The organism is Aeromonas sp. 603757 (genome assembly GCF_049171255.1).
Taxonomy (GTDB): Bacteria; Pseudomonadota; Gammaproteobacteria; order Enterobacterales; family Aeromonadaceae; genus Aeromonas; species Aeromonas veronii_A.
Window position 1 is genome coordinate 56900 of sequence record NZ_JAAKOE010000022.1, and the last position, 19888, is coordinate 76787.

The 19888-nt window shown below is 59.7% G+C and carries 15 protein-coding genes; 9 read left to right on the forward strand and 6 right to left on the reverse strand.

What is annotated here, in order from left to right; translation table 11 throughout:
* Nucleotides 1-34 precede the first annotated feature (34 nt).
* The 5 genes from dgt to G5332_RS17905 all read left to right on the forward strand — a co-directional run bounded on the left by dgt (nt 35) and on the right by G5332_RS17905 (nt 9602).
* Nucleotides 35-1399: a dGTPase gene (gene dgt, locus G5332_RS17885; protein WP_421311486.1), complete on the forward strand. Its 1365-nt coding sequence runs from the start codon at nt 35-37 to the stop codon at nt 1397-1399.
* Nucleotides 1400-1718: 319 nt separating this feature from the next.
* Nucleotides 1719-1922, forward strand: a complete 204-nt coding sequence (locus tag G5332_RS17890; RefSeq protein ID WP_216952918.1) for a hypothetical protein — start codon at nt 1719-1721, stop codon at nt 1920-1922.
* Between the two features lie 221 nt (nt 1923-2143).
* A complete protein-coding gene (locus G5332_RS17895) occupies nt 2144-6394 on the forward strand; it encodes an ATP-binding protein (RefSeq protein ID WP_227341981.1) in 4251 nt (1416 codons plus the stop codon).
* Nucleotides 6375-7586 (forward strand): EAL domain-containing response regulator, encoded by a 1212-nt coding sequence (locus tag G5332_RS17900; protein WP_227341982.1) that lies wholly within the window; start codon nt 6375-6377, stop codon nt 7584-7586. Before G5332_RS17895 ends, G5332_RS17900 begins: the two co-directional genes overlap by 20 nt.
* Before the next feature lie 39 nt (nt 7587-7625).
* Nucleotides 7626-9602 (forward strand): HAMP domain-containing methyl-accepting chemotaxis protein, encoded by a 1977-nt coding sequence (locus G5332_RS17905; protein ID WP_421249903.1) that lies wholly within the window; start codon nt 7626-7628, stop codon nt 9600-9602.
* A gap of 59 nt (nt 9603-9661) precedes the next feature.
* On the opposite strand, the gene rfaH is transcribed toward G5332_RS17905, so the two are convergent.
* The 4 genes from rfaH to metN form a co-directional block, all read right to left on the reverse strand.
* Nucleotides 9662-10162: a transcription/translation regulatory transformer protein RfaH gene (rfaH, locus tag G5332_RS17910; RefSeq protein ID WP_058057235.1), complete on the reverse strand. Its 501-nt coding sequence runs from the start codon at nt 10160-10162 to the stop codon at nt 9662-9664.
* Between the two features lie 96 nt (nt 10163-10258).
* Nucleotides 10259-11059 (reverse strand): methionine ABC transporter substrate-binding lipoprotein MetQ, encoded by an 801-nt coding sequence (gene metQ / locus G5332_RS17915; RefSeq protein WP_115521668.1) that lies wholly within the window; start codon nt 11057-11059, stop codon nt 10259-10261.
* A 25-nt stretch (nt 11060-11084) separates the two neighbouring features.
* Nucleotides 11085-11738, reverse strand: coding sequence for a methionine ABC transporter permease (locus tag G5332_RS17920; RefSeq protein WP_005339070.1), 654 nt, complete (start codon nt 11736-11738; stop codon nt 11085-11087).
* The gene (gene metN, locus G5332_RS17925) at nt 11719-12762 is read right to left on the reverse strand and encodes a methionine ABC transporter ATP-binding protein MetN (RefSeq protein WP_005341087.1); all 1044 of its coding nucleotides are present in this window, start codon (nt 12760-12762) and stop codon (nt 11719-11721) included. Before metN ends, G5332_RS17920 begins: the two co-directional genes overlap by 20 nt.
* A 505-nt stretch (nt 12763-13267) precedes the next feature.
* On the opposite strand from metN, the gene G5332_RS17930 reads away from it, so the two are divergent.
* Nucleotides 13268-13723, forward strand: coding sequence for a hypothetical protein (locus G5332_RS17930; protein ID WP_421231628.1), 456 nt, complete (start codon nt 13268-13270; stop codon nt 13721-13723).
* 104 nt (nt 13724-13827) lie between these two features.
* On the opposite strand, the gene ppgK is transcribed toward G5332_RS17930, so the two are convergent.
* Together ppgK and queG are read right to left on the reverse strand one after the other, a co-directional pair.
* The gene (ppgK, locus tag G5332_RS17935) at nt 13828-14568 is read right to left on the reverse strand and encodes a polyphosphate--glucose phosphotransferase (protein ID WP_111900698.1); all 741 of its coding nucleotides are present in this window, start codon (nt 14566-14568) and stop codon (nt 13828-13830) included.
* A 111-nt stretch (nt 14569-14679) separates the two neighbouring features.
* Nucleotides 14680-15834, reverse strand: a complete 1155-nt coding sequence (queG, locus tag G5332_RS17940; RefSeq protein WP_421231629.1) for a tRNA epoxyqueuosine(34) reductase QueG — start codon at nt 15832-15834, stop codon at nt 14680-14682.
* A 60-nt stretch (nt 15835-15894) separates the two neighbouring features.
* Between queG and G5332_RS17945 the strand changes: the two genes are divergently transcribed.
* From G5332_RS17945 to G5332_RS17955, 3 genes are read left to right on the forward strand one after another with little or no spacing between them, the layout of a single operon-like run.
* The gene (locus G5332_RS17945; RefSeq protein WP_227341986.1) at nt 15895-17406 is read left to right on the forward strand and encodes an NAD(P)H-hydrate dehydratase; all 1512 of its coding nucleotides are present in this window, start codon (nt 15895-15897) and stop codon (nt 17404-17406) included.
* Nucleotides 17407-17416: 10 nt separating this feature from the next.
* Entirely contained in the window at nt 17417-17890 is a 474-nt protein-coding gene (gene tsaE / locus G5332_RS17950) for a tRNA (adenosine(37)-N6)-threonylcarbamoyltransferase complex ATPase subunit type 1 TsaE (RefSeq protein WP_227341987.1), read from the forward strand.
* Between the two features lie 23 nt (nt 17891-17913).
* On the forward strand, nt 17914-19605 hold the full coding sequence (locus G5332_RS17955) for an N-acetylmuramoyl-L-alanine amidase (protein WP_227341988.1): 1692 nt from the start codon (nt 17914-17916) through the stop codon (nt 19603-19605).
* Nucleotides 19606-19888: the final 283 nt, after the last annotated feature.

Consider the following 19888-nt stretch of genomic DNA (forward strand, 5'->3'; position numbering starts at 1 on the left):
AGTCTGATGGAAGTGGCTGGCAAGGAGCTGCAAGATGTATAGCCGTTTGATTACCCCTGCGCGCATCCACCCTTGGGGGGGCGAGGATTTGCTGGAGGCGACCGAGCAGGATCGCGCCCGTATCGTGCAGGCGGCGCCAGTGCGCCGGTTGCAGCAGAAGACCCAGGTCTTTCCGCTCGATGTGAAGGCCTCGGTGCGCAGTCGCCTCACCCACTCGCTGGAGGTGCAGGAGACCGGTCGCCAGATCAGCCGCCGTATTCTGGCCGCCTTGCCAGCCGGGATGGTCTGCGAAGGGGCCTTTATCAATCTGGTGGAGATGTCCTGCCTGCTTCATGACGTGGGCAACCCGCCGTTTGGCCACTTTGGCGAGCAGGTGATGAGCCAGTGGCTCGGCGAGATGCTCGATCCCCTCTATCAGCAGGCGCTGGCGCAGCCCCCCTCGACCCAGTGGGCTGAGCTGCGTCAGGATCTGCAACTGTTTGATGGCAACGCCCAGAGCTTGCGGCTGGTGCACAGTCTGCACGAGCTCAATCTGACGCTCGGGCAACTGGCGGCGCTCTGCAAATACCCGCAGCAGCCTCAACCCGGGGTGAGCTATGGCCAACATCATGGCTGGAGCAGCAAACGGGGCATCTTCTTTAGCGAGCAGCCGCTCTACCGTGCCCTCGGCCAGAGTCTGGGATTGGCCCCCGGATGCCGTCATCCGCTGGTCTATATCATGGAGGCGGCCGATGATATCTCCTACTGCATCGCCGATCTGGAAGATGCGGTAGATCGGAGGATCCTGACTCTGGGTGAACTGCTGGCGGCACTGCGAGCTGCTGACCAGAGTGACTACATGGGCACCTTGCTGGATGACGCGCTTGCCAGTGGTCGGGGCTTTTTCCCCCATTTTCGCCAGCAACTTACCCGGGATCTGGTTGCGCTGGCGGCGCAGAGCTATGTCAGCGAACATCAGGCCATTTTGCAGGGCTCCTATCCGCAAGCACTGCTGCATGGTCAGGCGCCGGCGGCGCGGGTGCTCGATATCCTCAAGCAGGTGGCCCGCGAGCTGGTCTTTATGCGCCCCGAAGTGGAAGCGCTTGAGCTGGAGGGGTATGCGGCGCTGCGCGGGGTGCTGACCAGTTATGCCTGTCTATTGGCGCTGCCAGCGCCACAGTTTGCTCGCCTGCTGGCCGGGGAGGGGAGTCAGGCGCTGTTCTTTGCGCGCCGTCTCTATCACCGCCTCTCGGCCCGCCATCTCAAGGCCTATCGATTGGCGATCGCCACCCCGGATCAGCGTTTTGCCTGCCAGAACGAGCAGGAGTGGTATTACCGGGTGCGGTTGCTGCTCGATTATGTCAGCGGCATGACGGATACCTATGTACTGGAAGAGTACCGGCTACTCTCGGGGATCTGATGTGCTGGCATCGTTGCCAGACGGACAGCATAAAATGCCGTAAAAACGTTTAAAAAGGAGCCGCAAGAGGCTTGTTTTAAATTCGGATATTTTTTAGACTTCTGCAACCTGTTCAACTTTTACTCGGTAAGGAGATGAAAATGCAACATCTGATGCTCAATTTTGCATTCTCTCGCGGCACTGCGTGCGGCGTGAAATCTCGTGCTCTTTTACCGCGTGGCGTAAACAGGTAACCCCTGTCTTTTTATCACCCGCGGTTCGTCCCGCAGGGTGATATCCACTTTCTCCGGGAGAACCGCATGTTCAACTGGAGAATGTCATGTCTATCGAACTGATTTTACTGCGTGGTGTCGAGTCTTTGGTTCAAAAACGGATCGCCCGGGTTGAGCGTCGCCTCGCCGTGGTCAGTCTGTCACCTGCCCTGCTGAAAGATATTGGTCTGGAAGGGTTTGAGGGACAGATCGCCCATATCCGCGAAAGCGAGTATCAAACCGGCTTTCGGCTCGGGAATCGAATAACCTGATCCATAGGGGAGGGTAAACGCTCTCCCCGTGGTGATGTGGCAGGCGTAATGCCTGCCATTTTTGTGTTTGCAGGTTGATTTTTTATTCACTTTTCTGTGCCCCGGCACTATCCTCTCTGCCCCGTTTGTGACAGATGCGTATGTTTTCTCGCCTTGTTCCGCCAGGATCGGCAAGATTAGATATGGTGGCCTATCTGTTTTACTCATCAGGACAAGACTTCATGTCACTCTTTCGTCAGCTTTTTCTCCCCCTGTTGCTGCTGTTTTCCGGCCTGCCTGCTGTTGCTGTTCCCCAGTTGGAAAAGGCAGTGGCGGACCACCAGAGTGCGGCTGATGAAGAGTTGGTGGTCGGGGTGCCCCGTGGTGGTTATCCTCCGTTCCTCTATGAACTGCCCAATCAGCGCTATGCCGGTCCGCTCAAGGAGCTGGCCTCGCGTATTGCGGCAGAAATGGGGGTCTCCCTGCGCTATGTCTCCTACAACTCCTATGTGGATGCCCGTGGTGCGCTGAACAGACGCCAAGTTGATGCCTTGATCGGGGTCGAGCTCGATGCGCTCGAGCTGGAGGGGATGAATCATATTGGCTATCTGGGCTCCTACGCCCGCGCCATCTTGATGCGCCATCCGGATCAACGTTTGACCCTGGAACAGGCGCGCAAGCTTCGCTGGGTCTGTATTCGCGGTTTTGGCAGTTGCAATGAGCTAGCGCGACTGGGGATGCCTCATGTGACCGAGCTGGAGAGCCGTGACGAGGCGACCTATATGGTCAAACTGGGGGCGGCCGATGCTTATCTGGCTCTGGGGCCGATCATTGCCATGGAGATGGAGCGGTTGCCTGAGTCGATGGGGATTGTGATCCCGGACTGGATCCCCGGTAGTGCATTGACCATTGCAACCAGTACCCATGACCCGGCGCTGACGGATCGCATCTGGCAGGCCTACCAGCGGATCCCGGTGGCTGATGCCCGGTTGCGGCTGAATCAGGAAGACAGCCGTTTCAAGGCGGGTTTGTTGCTGGAACCAGACGAGGTAGCCTGGTTAAAGAAGAAGAGCAAGGTGGTCAGGTTTGCCGTTGCGCCGTCGTTTGCCGGTATCAGCGAGATTGATGACGAAGGGGTGTTGCACGGCTATGCGGCAGATTTGATGAAGTTGTTGAGTCTGCGCTCGGGGATCCGCTTTGAACTTGAGCCGACCAGCACCTGGCAAGAGTCTCTGGCTCTGCTGAAACAGCACAAGGTGGATCTGATCCCCCTGATGACACCGCTCAGGGATCGCGAGGCATTTGCCTCCTTCAGCTCCTCCTACCTTAAATTCGACAGCTATGTGGTATCCCGGCGCGGCGCACGCCCGTTGAAGTCGCTGGCGGAGCTGAAAGGGCGCCTGATTGGTGGCGTGACCGGTTCTTATGAGGCTTCTCTTATCAGCGCCCATGGTGGCAACGTCATTGAAGTGGGCAAGGATACCGAGCTGCTTACCCTGCTTGATACGGGGAAAGCCGAGTATGTGCTGTTGACCATGACCAATCTGGGGCAGCAGGCCATGAAGGGCTTCAACGAAAAGTATCAGGTGGTGCTGAGCTCCCCCGAGTTTTCCGTGCCCATCAGCATGGCCGTTGATATCAGGCAGCCCGAGCTGCTGCGGATCATGGACAAGCTGTTGCTGACCATCACGGATGAGGAGTGGCAACTGCTGGAGCGGCGCTGGCTCAATGTTTCGGTAAATGTCGAATCCGATTACAGCCAGTTCTACAAGTGGCTGGCGCTGGGCGGAGTGGCCTTGTTGACCTGCGGTCTGCTGGTGATGTTCTGGGCCCGCAGCCTGCGTCGCCAGATTGCGCAGCGGAAAATCGCAGAGAGCAAACTCAACGAACAGTTGCTGTTTGTACAGACCCTGCTCAACTCATTGCCGACCATGGTGGCATTGCGCGACAGCGAGCAGCGTATAACCCTCTGCAACCGGGCTTATCGCGATGCCTTTCTCGTTGATGTCAATGGCGAGGCGCTTGACGACCTGCAAAGCATCCCCGAGCCCCTGCGTGCGAGCGTGCTGGAAGAGGAGCGCAGGATATGGCAAAGCGGCCAGGAGCTGGAGGGGGCCGGCAATAGCTTGCGTGCCGATGGCACCCCTTTTCATGTTATCTATGCCAAGCGCCCTTACCGGGACCCCGATGGCAACATGCGGGGTGTGCTGACAGTGCTGACCGATGTCAGCCGTATCAAGGAAGCCGAGGAGCGTGCTCGTCAGGCTGAAACTCGCCTGACCCAGATCACCGACAGCATGCCCGGCGTAGTCTACCAGTATCTGTGGCTGGGGCCGGGCAAGGGACGCTTTCTTTATGCCTCTCAGGGGGCCAACGAGATCCTGGGGGTATCTCATCAGGATTTATTTAACGCTGAATCGGGTGGTGAGGTATTTGGCTTTACCGAACAGGCCCTGCAGGAGTTTGTCAGCAAGGTGGCCAACCATGCCGAGACCCTGGCCCCCCTCGATCTGGAGGTCAAGGTGGAGCGCCCTGACGGGGATCGCTATCTGCAGGTACGCGGCAATTTTGTCCGTCAGGAGCAGCAGGCGCTGATACTCAACGGGGTGATTCAGGACATCACGGCCCTCAAGCAGCAGGAGCATGAGCTGCGCGAGGCACGTGCTTATGCCGAGCAGGCGATGCAGGCGCGCAGCCGCTTTCTGGCCACCATGAGCCACGAGTTACGCACCCCCATCTCCGGCATGCACGGCATGCTCGAGTTGTTGCAAATGAGCGAGCTCAACGACGATCAACGTTACATGGTGCGTAATGTGGTCACCTCGACCAACAACCTGCTCTATCTGGTCAACGACATACTCGATTTCTCCAAGATCGAGGCGGGTCAGTTGCAACTGCATTGTCAGGTCAGCCGGTTGCAGACGGTGATCTGCGATGCGATCCGTGGCCACGCTACCCTGGCCCATAGCAAGGGGCTCAACGTGACGCTGGAGTGGGGCCAGCATGTACCTGATTGGGCCGATATCGACGGGGTACGGGTCGGTCAGGTGATCTCCAATCTGCTCAACAATGCGGTAAAGTTCACCGAACAGGGGGAGGTCTCCATCCGGGTCAGCTACCTGCGCGATCAGCTTGCTATCAGTATCCGCGATACCGGTATCGGGATTGCCGAGGAGAAACAGGCATTGTTGTTCACTCCGTTTGAGCAGGTGGAGTCCGACATCAATCGCCGCTTTGGTGGTACCGGGCTGGGGCTGGCAATCTGTGATCAGCTGGTGCGCAAAATGGGGGGCGAACTCACCCTGACCAGCAAGGCGGGAGAGGGATCCCGTTTCCGCTTTACCGTGCCGCTGACCAACCCTCAATGGGATGCGCCCCCGCTGGCTGGCACCGAATGGTGGTTTTTCAGCGCCGATGCCAGCCTCGAGGCGGCCATGCGGCGGTTGGGCGCCAAGCTAAGGCATCTGGATGCCAGCCAGCTCAACCGCTCACTGGAAGGGTTGCTGCTGGCTGATCAGCTGTGGTTGGAGCAGGCCCTCGGCGGTGAGTGGCAGGGATGGTTGCAGCATGTCTCATTGAGAGGGATCATAGCGTCACCGAACGAGGCCCTTCGCGGCCGGATCGGCGGTCAGTTGTGGTGGCGATTGGGGCTCTCTCCTCTCTACCCGGATCTGCTGCTGGAGAGTTGTCTCGAACTGCTGCAGGAACGGGTCGCCCCGGTTCTGCCTGCGCTGGCCGACAAGCTGGGAGGACGGGTGCTGGTGGCCGATGATCATCCGGTCAATCGCGCCCTGCTGGCACGACAACTGGCTATCCTCGGAATTGAATCCCAGGTAGTGGAAGATGGCGAGAAGGCGTTGCGGGCCTGGCAGGGGCAGCCATTCTCCCTGTTGCTGACCGATTGCCACATGCCGGTGATGGACGGCTATGCCCTGACCAAGGCGCTGCGGGCTGCGGGCGTGACGGCGCCCATTATTGGGGTGACAGCGGATACCTCGGAAGAGGCCCATGCCCGTATGGTGGAAGCGGGAATGAGTGACATGCTGTTCAAGCCCTACCCGCTGGATACCCTGCGCCAGCTGCTGGCACACTGGCTCGCTGAGTCGGTACCGGCGGGCGGTACAGCGGTGACGGCGGTCGATGATGTGCTGGCCGTTCAGGCTGAACGCTGGTTGACCCTGTTTGGCGATGAGCCGACGGCGCGGGCGATGGCGGCGGAATATCTCGACTCCAATCGTCAGGATGGGGCTCATATGATGGCTGCGCTGGCTTGCCATGATTTCAACGTACTGGTAGAAACTGCCCACCGGATCAAGGGGGCAGCCCGCATGGTCGGGCTGCAGGAGCTGGCCACACAGGCTGCCAGGCTGGAGTCGGCTGCCAGATTGAAGCAGCTTGAGGAACTGGATGAGCTGACCGGCAAGGTGCAGCTATTGATGACGGCGATCGCCCACGACATTGGATTATGGCTCGATGAAAAAAGCACAACATGAGTTGGTCATTATGGTCGTGGAAGACCATGGATTTCAGCGCAAGGCGCTGCTGCACCAGGTCCGCAGCCTGGGTTACCAGAATCTGCTGGAGGCGGCCGATGGTGCCGAGGCGCTGGTGCTGAGCCAGCAACACGCCGTCGATATCCTGTTTTGCGACCTGCGGATGCCGGGCATGGATGGCATGGCGCTGCTGCGCCGCCTGTCATTGGGCGGTTTTCGCGGGGGGATTATCCTCTCCAGCGCCCTTGAAGACGATGTGGTGGAGGCCGTGTTGCGGATGAGTGCCGCCTATGGCTTGCAGGTGCTCGGCCGCATAGAGAAACCCTCTACCCAGCAGCAGCTCAAGCTGCTGATCGATGCCTGGTCACCCCGGGAGGAGCCTGCCAGGGAGGAGGAGGGGCACAGGATCGGCCTGGATGAGTTGTGCAGTGCACTCGAGCAGGATCAGTTGCTGCCCTGGTATCAGCCCAAGGTGAGCTTTGCCTCCGGCGAGTGGGTCGGGATGGAGGCGCTGGCCCGCTGGCAGCACCCGGAGTACGGCCTGATCTCTCCGGGGCGTTTTATTCCACTGGCGGAGCGCAACGGACTGATCGATCAGTTGACTGAAGTGATCATCGGCAAATCCCTGAGTGATGGTCACTTGTGGGAAGAGACCGGACTCTCGCTCAATCTGTCGATGAACCTCTCCACTACCTCGCTGATCGAGGGCGATCTGTGCAACTCCCTGATCAATCAGTGTCAACGCTGGAGCATCAACCCCGAGCTTATCACCCTGGAGGTGACCGAGAGCGCCTTTGTACAGGATCTGGGCAAGTCGCTGGAGGTGCTGACCCGGCTGCGGATGCACGGCTTTGGCCTCGCCATTGATGACTTCGGTACCGGCTACTCCTCCATGCAGCAACTGGCGCTGCTGCCCTTTACCGAACTGAAGCTGGATCGCTCCTTTGTCGACCGCTGTTTTGAAGACCCATCCCGTCTGGCCATTATCGAGTCCAGTATCGAGCTGGCGCGCAAGTTGGGCCTCAAGTCGGTGGCTGAAGGGGTAGAGGATGAGCAGACCTGGCGGTTGCTGGCAAAGTTGGGCTGCGATGTTTGTCAGGGGTTCTTCTCTGCCAGACCGATGCCACGCAGCGAGTTGCAAGAGTGGCACCGGGCTTGGCAAGATAGATTGCCTACACTGATATCTATCTGATTCTGTTGGCTGGATCCCTCCGTTTGAACAAGGATGTTCATGAAAATCTCAAGCAAGTTGCTGCTCAGCTTCGGTTTTATCAACCTGCTGATCCTGCTCTCCTCCGCGCTGGTCTATTACCGGCTGACCCAGATCAATCAGGCCCAACACACTCTGTTGGAGCAGGCGCTGCCCGCTCTGCAGCGGGATGAGGCGAGCCAGAAAGCACTGGTGGCCACCGTTTCTGCCCTGCGTGGCTATCTGATCCTCGGCAAGGATCCGGCTCAGGCTTCCCGCCTCAAGCTGGAGTGGGAGTCGGCCTGGCAGGCCATCGCCCATCAGGCCTTCAGCCCGGCGCTCGCCAAGTCTCTCGAGACCTTCAAAAGCCATCAGGAGAAGGTGTGGACCATAGCCCAGAGTGAAGAGAATCTGCCCGCTCACACCCTGATGCTGCAGGAGGCGGGGCCGGTGGCGGAGGCTGCGCTCGATCAGCTGCAATCCTTTGCCAATGAGGAGGTGGCGACCTCGCAGGATCAGCTCGCGGGCGATCGCCGCATGCTGCTCAAGCAGGTGGGAGATGCCTACAACAGCCTCGCCAATTCCCTCTCTGCCCTGAGGGATTTTCTCATCTCAGGCGATCCCGAATACCGCAGCAAGTATCAGGATTACTACCAGTTTCACCAGCAGCGGGTGGCTGAGGTGAAGCAGCAAGCCGCGCTCTTTACCGATACCCAGCAGAGCCTCTGGCAGCTGTTTGAAGAGATGGCGACCCCCTTCTCCGAGCTGGTGGGGCAGGTGATCGAGAAGCGCCAGGCGCCGGATTGGGATCAGGCCAACTACCTGATGGCCACCGACATCGAGCCGATGCAGTCCAGCCTCAGCGAGCAGTTGGTCCAGCAGGTGAATAAAACCCGCGCCGAGGTGGATCAGATTTCGGCGCAGATGACCGGAGCCGGGAGGGCCATCAACCAGACACTACTGTTGGCTACCTGCAGCGCCATCGTGCTTGGCATGCTGGTCGCCTGGCTCTTTAGCCGTCGTCTGACCCGTGACATTGCCTGTTTGGTGACCCGGGCGGGGCAGGTTGCGGATGGCCGGCTGGCGGCCGAGCCCTTGCCAATCACAGGGCAGGATGAGTTGGGAGAATTGACTGGTTCCATCAACCGGATGTCTGCCCAGTTACATCATCTGGTCGGGGAGTTGCAGGGCGCAGTGGGGCAGGTCGAAGAGGCCTGTCTCGATGTGGGCAGCACTACCAGAGCCATAGTGGCGGATCTGACGGAGCAGGATCAGCGGGTCGATGCGGTGGCGGCGGCTATCGATCAGATGTCGGTGAGTGCCCGTGATGTGGCTGGCAACATTGCCGGTGTGGCGGATAGTGCCCAGCAGGTGCAGCAGCAGACCCGTCAGGGAGAGGCTGCGCTGGCGCGAATGAGCGATACCATGCAGCAGATTGCCGCCATGATTGGGCAGGCCAACGAGGCCATGGGGCTGCTGGAGCATCAGAGTGAACAGGTGGGGCAGATCACCGAGGTGATCGCCACCATTGCGGAGCAGACCAATCTGCTGGCACTCAATGCGGCGATAGAAGCGGCACGGGCAGGCGAGCAGGGGCGCGGTTTTGCGGTGGTTGCCGATGAGGTACGTCAGCTGGCGACCCGCACCCATCAATCAACCGCCGAGATCAGCCAGACTATTGCGGCCATCTCCCAGCAGACTCGCCAGACGGTGAGTACCGTCAGCAGCGGTACCCGGTTGGTGGAGCAGGGGCGGGATGCTGTTGGATTGGTGACCGATACCCTGAGTGCCATGAACCAGCTGGTTCAGTCGCTGTCGGGCCAGCTGGAGGCCATTTCGGTGGCAACCGAGCAGCAGTCGCGGGTGGCCGCCGAGGTATCCGGGACGGTCGACGACATTGCCGCGCTCAGTCGGCAATCCTGTCAGCGTAGCCAGCAGGGGGAGGAGATCGTAGCCAGACTGGCTGGCGATACCGGCAAGCTGAAGGCGGTCATCGCCCGCTTTGATCTTGATGCATGAGATGGCGGGAGCATCCCGCCATTGCTATTGCCATTCACCGGGCCGTCTGGCCCGTGGGTTTAGTCCAGACGCCTGAAGGTGTGGTTGTCGAAGCTGCTGGTGGTCTCCCGGTTGAGCAGGCTGACCAGCAAAATCGCCCGTTTCTCTCCATCCGGCTCCATATAGATGGCTTCGAAGCCGGCAAGCGGCCCCTCTTCAATCAGCACCTTGTCGCCCGAGCAGGGCAGGTTAGCGTAGCTGGCTCTCGCCTCATCGCTGTCATCGCGACTCATCAGCTGATAGACCAGCTTGCTGCTGATGGGGGTCCATTCACTGCCAAAGTGGATGATCCGGCTGATGCCGCGGGTCGATTTCAGGGTGACCGGTGTCACCTCTTCCAGATCGACAAAGATAAACAGGTAGTTGGGGAACATGGGTTCCCGTACCGGAACTCGCTTGCCCCGGCGCAGCTTCTCGATCTCCACCATGGGGTAATAGGATTCGATACCCTGGGCATCGAGGTGGGCGCGGGCGCGGGCCTCTTCTTTTGGCTTGCAGTAGGCCAGATACCATTTTTTCATGTTATGAGTATGTTCGTGTTGCCGTGCTCGCGGATATGATAGCGGCGCCAATAAAAAAGGCCACGCATTGCGTGGCCTTTTTTGCCGAGTGAGCAATTACCAACCTTTTACCAGGCCACCTTTGAACAGCTCGAGACCTTTCTTGTAAACATCATCGGTCTGGAAAGCTTGTACGAACTGTTTGACCTTCTCGTCATCCTTGTTGTTGTCGCGGGCGACGATCAGGTTGACGTACGGGGACTCTTTGTCTTCAACAAACAGGCCGTTTTCAGTCGGGGTCAAACCAATCTGACCGGCGAAGGTGTTGTTGATGATAGCGAGATCCACATCTTCCAGCGAACGGGGCAGCTGTGCAGCTTCCAGTTCCACAATCTTGAAGTTGCGCGGGTTGCTGGCGATATCCAGTACGGTGGCTTCCAGACCGGCACCATCTTTCAGGGTGATCAGACCCTGCTTGGCCAGCAGGATCAGGGAGCGACCCAGGTTGGTCGGATCGTTCGGTACCGCGATCTGGGCGCCATCTTGCAGCTCGCTCAGCGCCTTGACCTTCTTGGAGTAACCGGCGATCGGGTAGACGAAGGTGTTGCCAACCGGCACCAGCTTGAAGCCGCGATCACGCACCTGCGCATCCAGATAGGGTTTGTGCTGGAAGGCGTTGACGTCGATGCTGCCATCGTTCAGCGCCACGTTCGGGGTGACGTAGTCGGAGAAGTTGACGATCTGAACGTCCAGACCGTATTTCTCTTTGGCCACCTTGGCAGCCACTTCAACCAGTTCGGTCTCGGGGCCGGCAATAGCGCCCACTTTCAGAACCTTGCTCTCTTCTTTTTGACCGCAACCGGCCAGAACCAGACCAGCCAGCAGGGCAGCCGCAACGGATTTGATGCCAAATTTCATAAAACCTCCTGTCAGAAATCGACGATTAACGATGATCACATTTGTTGACCAGGCGCTCACCCGCGCTCTGGATAAGTTGAACCAGTACTACCAGGATAACTACGGTCACCAGCATGACGGTCGGGTCAAAGCGCTGATAACCATAACGAATACCCACATCCCCCAGACCACCGCCACCGATAGCTCCGGCCATGGCCGAGTAGTTCACCAGCGTGACGAGGGTAATGGTGACACTGTTGAGGATGCCGGGCAGAGCCTCGGGCAGCAGCACCTTGGTGATAATTTGCAACGGCTTGGCGCCCATCGCCTTGGCCGCTTCCAGCAGGCCGTCCGGCACCTCCATCAGGGCCCCTTCCACCAGACGGGCAATGAAAGGGATGCAACCGACGGTCAGCGGCACGATGGCGGCGATGGTGCCGATACTGGTGCCGACAATCAGCCGGGTCAGCGGAATGATGGCGACCAGCAGGATGATAAAGGGCACCGAGCGACCCACGTTGACCACCATGCCCAGAGTACGGTTGAGCAAGGGGTTGGCCAGGATCTGGCCCGCCTTGGTCACATGAAGGGCCACGCCGAGCGGCAGACCCAGCAGGCAGCCGAACAGAGCGGAGGCAAACACCATGATAAGGGTGTCGCCCAGGGCCGTGATGAGCAGATTAATCATGGCTTCGGACATAACCCATTACCTCCAGCTGAATGTGGTTGTCGATGAGGAACTGCTGGGTTGCCTCGCACTGGGCTTCATCCCCGAACAGCTCGGCCAGCAGGAAACCGAATTTGACGCCACCTGCGTATTCGATGTCTGCGCTCAGAATGCTGATATCGATATTGAAACGGCGGCTCGCCTCGGAGATCAGCGGTGTATCGACCGTGCTGCCGGTAAAGCCGAGCTTCACCAGCGGGTAGCTGCCCGGCACCCGCTCCGCACTCATCCGATCCTGATACTCCTGCGGTACCTCCAGATGGATGGTGGAGTGGATGAAATCCCGCGCCAGCTGGGTCTTGGCATTGCTGAAGAACCAGGCCACTTCGCCCTGTTCGATCAGACGGCCGTCGCTGATGATGGCCACTTCGTCACAGATCCCCTTCACCACATCCATCTCGTGGGTGATGAGCAGGATGGTGAGCCCCAGCTTGACGTTGATCTCCTTGAGCAGGGTCAGGATCGAGCGGGTGGTCTGCGGGTCGAGGGCCGAGGTGGCCTCGTCGCAGAGCAGTACCTTGGGGGCCGGAGCCAGTGCGCGGGCAATGGCGACGCGCTGTTTCTGACCGCCGGAAAGCTCGGACGGATAGGCTTGGGCACGGGCTTCCAGCCCGACCAGCGCCAGCAGCTCGGCAACCCGTTGCTGGATCTTCTCTTTGCTCCAGCCTGCCAACTCCAGCGGAAAGGCGATGTTGGCAAACACGGTGCGGGAGGCAAGCAGGTTGAAGTGCTGGAAAATCATCCCGATCTGGCGGCGAGCCTGGGTCAGATCCCGTTCGCTCAGGGCGACCAGATCCTGGCCATCAACGATGACTTGGCCCTCTGTCGGGCGCTCCAGCAGGTTGACACAACGAATGAGGGTACTCTTGCCGGCACCTGAGGCACCGATCACCCCGAAAATTTTGCCTTGGGGTACATGCAGACTCACATCACGCAGGGCGTGCACGGCGTCACTGCCTGTACCGTAGACTTTGTTGAGACCGATCAACTTAATCATGGATTCTTCCGTGCTAACAGCCTTAAAGCACAGGGCGCTACAGGCGGGGAAATTGGGCAGAGGTTCCACTGGGTTACTCTGTCATCATGGAGGATGATGCTAAGATGTCTGGATGGCCATGTCAACGCATGTTTTTACGTCTAGACGTCTAAAAAAGTGATAAGGATTTCTGTCAGGCGGATAACGATCAGGATGATATTGTTGCTCTTCCAGATCCTGTTTCGTCCCTGCGGCACATTACCGAATTAAAGATGGTTTATGCCGGGTAAATGCTGGTTTTATTAGTGTGCCAGCTTGTTTCTGTTCACATCGGCTATCGAGCCTGATGCTCCTCCATCGTTACACAAATTGCTGCACAAATCGTTCCCTATTCGTGACCGGATCACCTGATCGCCATTTTGTCGGCGTCAACCTTGATGCAGCGCAAGGGGGGCACGGATAGGGATTGGGTCGGTGGCGCCGGTTTTTTATACTGATGATGTCGACAAGCATGGAGGGCAGTGCGATGAGATTCCAACAGATCAAAGAGTTGCTGCACTATCTTGAGCAGGTTCACCACCAGCTCGGACTCTGTTACGGGCGTTTGATCAGTCAGGTGGACAGCGAACGCAGCCGGATGTTGCTGGTCTATCTGCAAGGGCGTGAGGATGCGGCCAGTGCCCATCTGCACGAATATGCCGCTCAGCTGGGAGAGGCGGTCAGGGAGACCTGGCTGAACCAGAGTTTCAGCGAGGATATGCTGCCTGCCATTACCCGCTTCGAGCTGCCGGCATCAGTCCAGACCCAGGATATCGTCACTCAGGTATGCCGTTGGGAAGAGCAGCTGGTGAGCGAACTGAGTCATCTGGCCCGGGAGTGCCCGACACCGGGCACCACCGCATTGCTCGAGAATCTGGCCAGGCTGGAGCAGACCCGCCTGACCCGACTGGTGCACGGAGTGCACCGACTCGACGACATGTAGCGGGTGATAAGCGCCAAACTCGCAAGATGACCGCAAAACAAAAGGGCCCGGTAGCAGTGCCGGGCCCTTTCCATTGGTATCTGCTGACTTGCAGTGAGCGTCGGTCAGCCCTGCTGCTCGGCCGCGTAGAGGGCGGCCCCGATAATGCCCGCCTGATTGAGGCTGGCTGCCGGAATAAGCGGCGCCCGTGTCTCGATGCGATCGACAAACTTATCCAGCTTGGCTGCGCTGCCGCCCCCCAGAATGAAGAGGTCGGGGGAGAAGAGAAACTCGAGGCGCGCCAGATACTTGTTGAAGCGCTTGCCCCAGCGGTTCCAGGAGAGATCTTCCCGTTTGCGCGCCGCATCGGAGCAGTAGTGCTCGGCGACCATTCCTTCCAGCATCAGATGGCCCAGCTCGGTGTTGGGCAGCAGATGGCCGTTGACGAAGATGGCGGTGCCGATGCCGGTGCCGACCGTGATGAGGATGATGACCCCCTTGCGATCCTTGCCAGCGCCAAAGCGCATCTCGGCCAGACCGGCGGCATCGGCATCATTCAGCACATAGCAGGGCTTGCCGGTGACATCGGCAAACAGATGTTCGGCATCGGTTTCGATCCAGCTCTTGTCGATGTTGGCGGCACTCTTGGCAACCCCGTTGTGGATGGTGGCGGGAAAGCCGCAGCCCACCGGTCCTTTCCAGTCGAAGTGTTCGACCAGCGCCTTGAGGGTATGGGCGATGGCGGCTGGGGTGGCCGGTTGCGGTGTGGCAATGCGATGGCGCTCGCCAATCAATTCGCCGGTTTTGGTATCGACCAGACAGCCCTTGATCCCTGAGCCTCCAATATCCACTCCCAACATTTGCATCTGTGTTGTCCTTGTTGTGTGCCGACCAGTTTGCAGTGACCACGCTGTTATGGGCACTGCAGGTCGGCAGAGCATGAAAAAAGTGCTGCAATCCGGCAAGGGGCAGATCACTTATGCGTGATCCGACAGACCTTTTTCGATGCAGCGGATCAGCAAACGGGTCTTCTTGTTCTCGTCATCCTGACGCTGGGCAAGGGTGGCCAGCGCCCATTCGATATGTTCGGCCACCATGGGCTCGGCGGTGGTCAGCCCCAGTTGCAGGGCTGCGATCACCTCGGGGGTCGCCGGGCCATTGCCCAGGGCGACTGCCAGATTGCGGCGCCAGCGTTGATAGCCGATGCGGCGGATCGGGCTCCCCTCGGTTTGTTTGAGGAAATCGCTCTCGCTCCAGCACCACAGCGCCAGCAGGGGCGGTCGGTGCAGGCTGGGGCGGGGGCTAAAATCGGGTTCCGGGCTGGCATCGGCGTAGCGATTCCAGGGGCAGATAAGCTGGCAGTCGTCGCAGCCGTAGATGCGGTTGCCCATCAAGGGCCTGAACTCTTCCGGAATTGGGCCGTCATTCTCAATGGTGAGATAGGAGATGCAGCGGCGGCCATCCACCACATAGGGGGCGACAATGGCGCCGGTCGGGCAGATGTTGATGCAGGCGACGCACTTGCCACACTGCTCCTTCTCCACTGGCTGGTCGAGCGGCAGCGGCAGGTTGAGCAACAGCTCACCGAGAAAGAAGAAGGAGCCGGCTGATTCGTTGAGCAGCAGTGAGTGTTTGCCAACCCAGCCTAGGCCCGCCTTGGCTGCCAGTGGCCGCTCGAGGATGGGGGCGGAGTCGACGAAGGGGCGCCACTCACCCAAGGTCTCTTCAGTGCCTTGAAACAGCTCGGCACAGCGCGCTTCGATGCGATCACCCAGCTGTTTGAGCCGGTTGCGCAGCACCTTGTGGTAGTCGCGACCGAGAGCATAGCGGCTGATATAGCCGAGGGTCGGATCGCGCAGGGTGGCGGCAAAACCCGCCTCGAACGGCAGGTAGTTCATCCGCACCGACAACACTCGCACCGTGCCCGGCAGCAGCTCGTGGGGGCGCGCGCGCATCATGCCGTGGCGCGCCATGTAATCCATGCTGCCGTGATAGCCCGCATCCAGCCAAGCCTGCAATCTCGGCTCTTCGATACGCAGGTCGGTGTCGGTGATGCCCGCCTGGTCAAAACCTAGCTCCCGTGCCCAGAGCTTGATATCGTGGGCCAGCTGGTGGAAGTCAGGTGCGCTCATGCGGCTTGGCCTGGCCGGCGTTTGCTGGCTTGGGTCGATTGATAAGAGGCGGGAGCCGTCATGGTAGAGATCATCAGGGGCGCGTTGGGCACAAAAGAAGGGGGCAGTTTACCACAGGGGCTGTGGCAGACTGAACAGATCCGCGCACTGGAGCGCAACTGGGCCGCGCGTGAGGGGCAACCTCTCTATGCTCTGATGGAGCGAGCCGGTGCTGCGCTGCGCACCTATGCCACCCTGCATTGGCCCGACAGTCGCTGCTGGTGGATTTTCGTCGGCCCCGGTAATAACGGCGGTGATGGCTATGTGCTGGCCCGCCTTGCCCGCCAGATTGGCATCGAGGTGGTGGTGATTGCCGCCAGAGCACCCGACCAGCTGAAGGGGGATGCCAAACAGGCCGCCGATGAGTGGTTGGCGGCCGGTGGCAGGGTCTGGCTGGCCGAGCGGTTTGATGGGGACCAGCACTCCACCCCGGATCTGGTGGTCGATGCCCTGCTTGGCACCGGCGTCAACATGCCCCTCTCGCCACTACTGACAAAGATCGTCGCAACAATCAATGGCTTGGCTGTGCCCGTGCTGGCGGTGGATCTCCCCTCCGGCCTCAACGGCGATACCGGCCGTGCCATGGGGGCCGTGGTGCAGGCCACTCACACCCTCACCTTTATCGGTATCAAGCAGGGGATGCTCACCGGCGACGGGGTGGATTGCGTTGGCCTGCTCGACTGTGATCCCCTTGGCGTCACGCCGGATGACGTTATGTTGCCCGCCGCCTGGCGTATCGATTATCCGCAGCTGAGCACGCAGCTGACCCCGCGCCCTCGTGCTTCCCACAAGGGCTCTTATGGCAAGGTGCTGCTGGTGGGGGGCAATCGCGGCATGCAGGGGGCCATCGTGCTGGCGGCCCGCGCCTGCCTGCGGGCGGGGGCCGGGCTGGTGCGGGTGTGTCAGCATCCGGAACATCCGCCGGTCAGCCTCTATCAACCCGAACTGATGAGTCTCACCAGCGCTGATGACGAGGGGTGGGCGTCGGTGCGGGTCATCGGCCCCGGCCTCGGTCAGGATGAGTGGGGAAGCGCGCAAATCACCCGTTATCTCACCGGTCGGTTGCCACTGGTTTTGGACGCCGATGGATTGAATTGGCTGGCGCAATCTCCCCGCCATCAGGATAATTGGGTGCTCACGCCCCATCCCGGCGAAGCGGCGCGCCTGCTGGGATGCACCATTGCCGAGATTGAAACCGACCGGTTTGCCGCCGTGCAGGCGCTGCAGCGGCGTTATGGCGGTGTGGTGTTGTTAAAAGGGGCGGGAACACTTATTTATGACGGCGAGCGGGTCGCTCTCTGTTGTGAAGGCAATCCCGGCATGGCAAGTGGCGGCATGGGCGATCTGTTATCTGGTATAATCGCCGCCCTTTTGGCCCAGGGCTGGTCTGCCACCATGGCAAGCTGGCTGGGCGCCGTGATCCACGGCGAGGCTGCAGATCAGGCCGCCGCTGACGGCGAGCGGGGCATGCTGGCGTCAGATCTGCTGCCGCTGATCCGTAAACTGGTTAATCCCGACACCATTACAAGTTAAAAAGAAGAACATGGCAAAACAGTTGATGATGACACTGCCGGACGAGGCAGCAACCGTGGCACTGGGTGGCCGTCTGGCACAGGCCTGCCAGCAGGCGACCACAGTGTTTTTGCATGGCACGCTTGGTGCTGGTAAAACCACTCTGACCCGCGGCTGGGTGCAGGGCCTTGGCCATCAGGGCAAGGTAAAAAGCCCGACCTATACCCTGGTCGAGCCCTATGAGCTCGATGGCTGGCAGGTCTATCACTTCGATCTCTATCGTCTGGCTGATCCGGAAGAGCTGGAGTTCATGGGCATTCGGGACTATTTTGCCGCCAATACTCTCTGTCTGGTGGAGTGGTCCGAGAAGGGCGAGGGCTGGTTACCGGCTCCTGACCTTGAAATTACCCTTACTTATGTAGGCGAGCAGCGCGAGGCTCTGATAGAGGCCCGCACTGCTATTGGCGAAGCCATTCTGGAACGGTTGTCATCTACGTGCGCTTGATCCTTGTTATTGCTCTCTCTTTGATGGCGTTACCCTCCTGGGCGAATCAGCTCAAGAGTGTGCGAATCTGGCCATCACCGGATAACACCCGGGTGGTGCTCGATATGAGCAGTGCCCCCAACTACAACTACTTCACCCTGGCTGGCCCCGATAGATTGGTGATCGATCTGAAAGGGGCGAGCAATGCCACCAATCTGGCCCGGGTCGAGAACAACAGCGAGCTGGTGCGCAAGATACGTGAGAGCACTCCGCTGGAGAAGGGGGGCCTGCGGCTGGTGCTTGATCTCAGCTCCTCCATCAAGCCGGTGGTCTTTCCGCTGGCACCAGCCGGGCCCTATGGTCACCGTCTGGTGATCGATCTGCCTTATGAAGAGAAGCGCTCGGCGGCTGCGGTGCAATCCACGCCCGTCGGTGGCAAGGGCAGGGGGGTGGTGATTGCCATCGACCCGGGCCACGGTGGGGAAGACCCGGGTTCCATCGGTCCGCGTCGTACCTATGAGAAGCGAGTTACGCTGGCAGTCTCCCAGAAGCTGGCGGCGCTGATCGACCGCGAGCCGGGGATGCGCGCCGTGCTGACCCGTCGTGGCGACTATTTCGTCGACCTCAACAAGCGTTCCGAGATTGCCCGCAAGGCCAAGGCGGATCTGCTGGTGTCGGTCCATGCGGACAGCTTCCATAACTCCACTCCGCGCGGCGCCTCTGTCTGGGTCCTCTCGACCAACCGTGCCAACCGCGAGATGGGCAGCTGGCTGGAGAAGCAGGAGAAGCAGGGCGAGCTGCTGGGCGGGGTCGGCAAGGTGTTGGCGGAATCCGATCCCAATCCCTATCTGGCGCAAACTTTCCTAGACCTTTCCATGGACAAGTCCCGTGCCGAAGGCTACGACGTCAGCCGTCAGATCCTGCGCTCATTGGGCAAGGTTGCCCGACTGCACAAGAAGGCCCCGGAGCATGCCAGTCTGGCTGTGCTGAAGGCGCCGGATATTCCCTCGGTGCTGGTCGAAACCGGCTTTATCTCCAACCATGCGGAAGAGAAGCTGCTGGCTACCTCAAGCTATCAGGATCAGCTGGCCCGCGCCATTTTCGAGGGGATCCGCAACTACTACCGCGCCCACCCGACCAAGGGAGCCATGTTGACCGGCAAGGGACAGGCGAGCAGGCCTGCCGCGACCACTCGCTCTGCACCGGTAGCTTCGCAGCCGGTGAGCCAGCCCAAGCCAGTGCAGTCGCAGCCGGTGGTGACCAATAAGATGCCAGCGACAGTACGTGACGGCGCGGCTGCGACCGGTTCAGGTGCCGGGGTGATCAAGCCCTATTCGGAGGCTGCGCAAGATTCTGGTGCGCCGGTTAGCAATGTGGGCGACTATGACAAATCTCGGATGCTCCGCCATGTGGTCAAACGTGGCGAGAGTCTCTCTCGCCTTGCCGAGAAGCATGGAGTGAGTCAATCCACTTTGGTAGAGATCAACCAGCTGCGCAGCCGGGATATTCAGATTGGTCAGACCATCTATATTCCCCAGCAGGGGCAGAGCCGCGCTGCCGCCCCCGTTCGCAGTGATGACAAGTCGCAGATGATCCGCCATGTGGTCAAGCGGGGGGAGAGTCTCTCCCGCCTTGCCGAGAAGCATGGGGTGAGTCAGGCGCGACTGGTAGAGATCAACAAGCTCAAATCGCGGAATATTCAGGTAGGGCAGGTGCTCTACATTCCGCAAAACTGACGCGCGGGAGCGGGTGATACCGCTCTCGCTGTTAGCCAATACCATCAGCAAGATTGAAATTCAGGAGCAAGTGATGCCGATCCGTATATTACCCCCCGATTCTGGCCAACCAGATTCCGGTTGGTGGAGAGGTGGTGGAGCGGCTCTCTATCCGCAAGATTGAAATTCAGGAGTAAGTGATGCCGATCCGTATATTGCCCCCTATCCTGGCCAACCAGATTCCGGTTGGTGGAGAGGTGGTGGAGCGGCTCTCTATCCGCAAGATTGAAATTCAGGAGTAAGT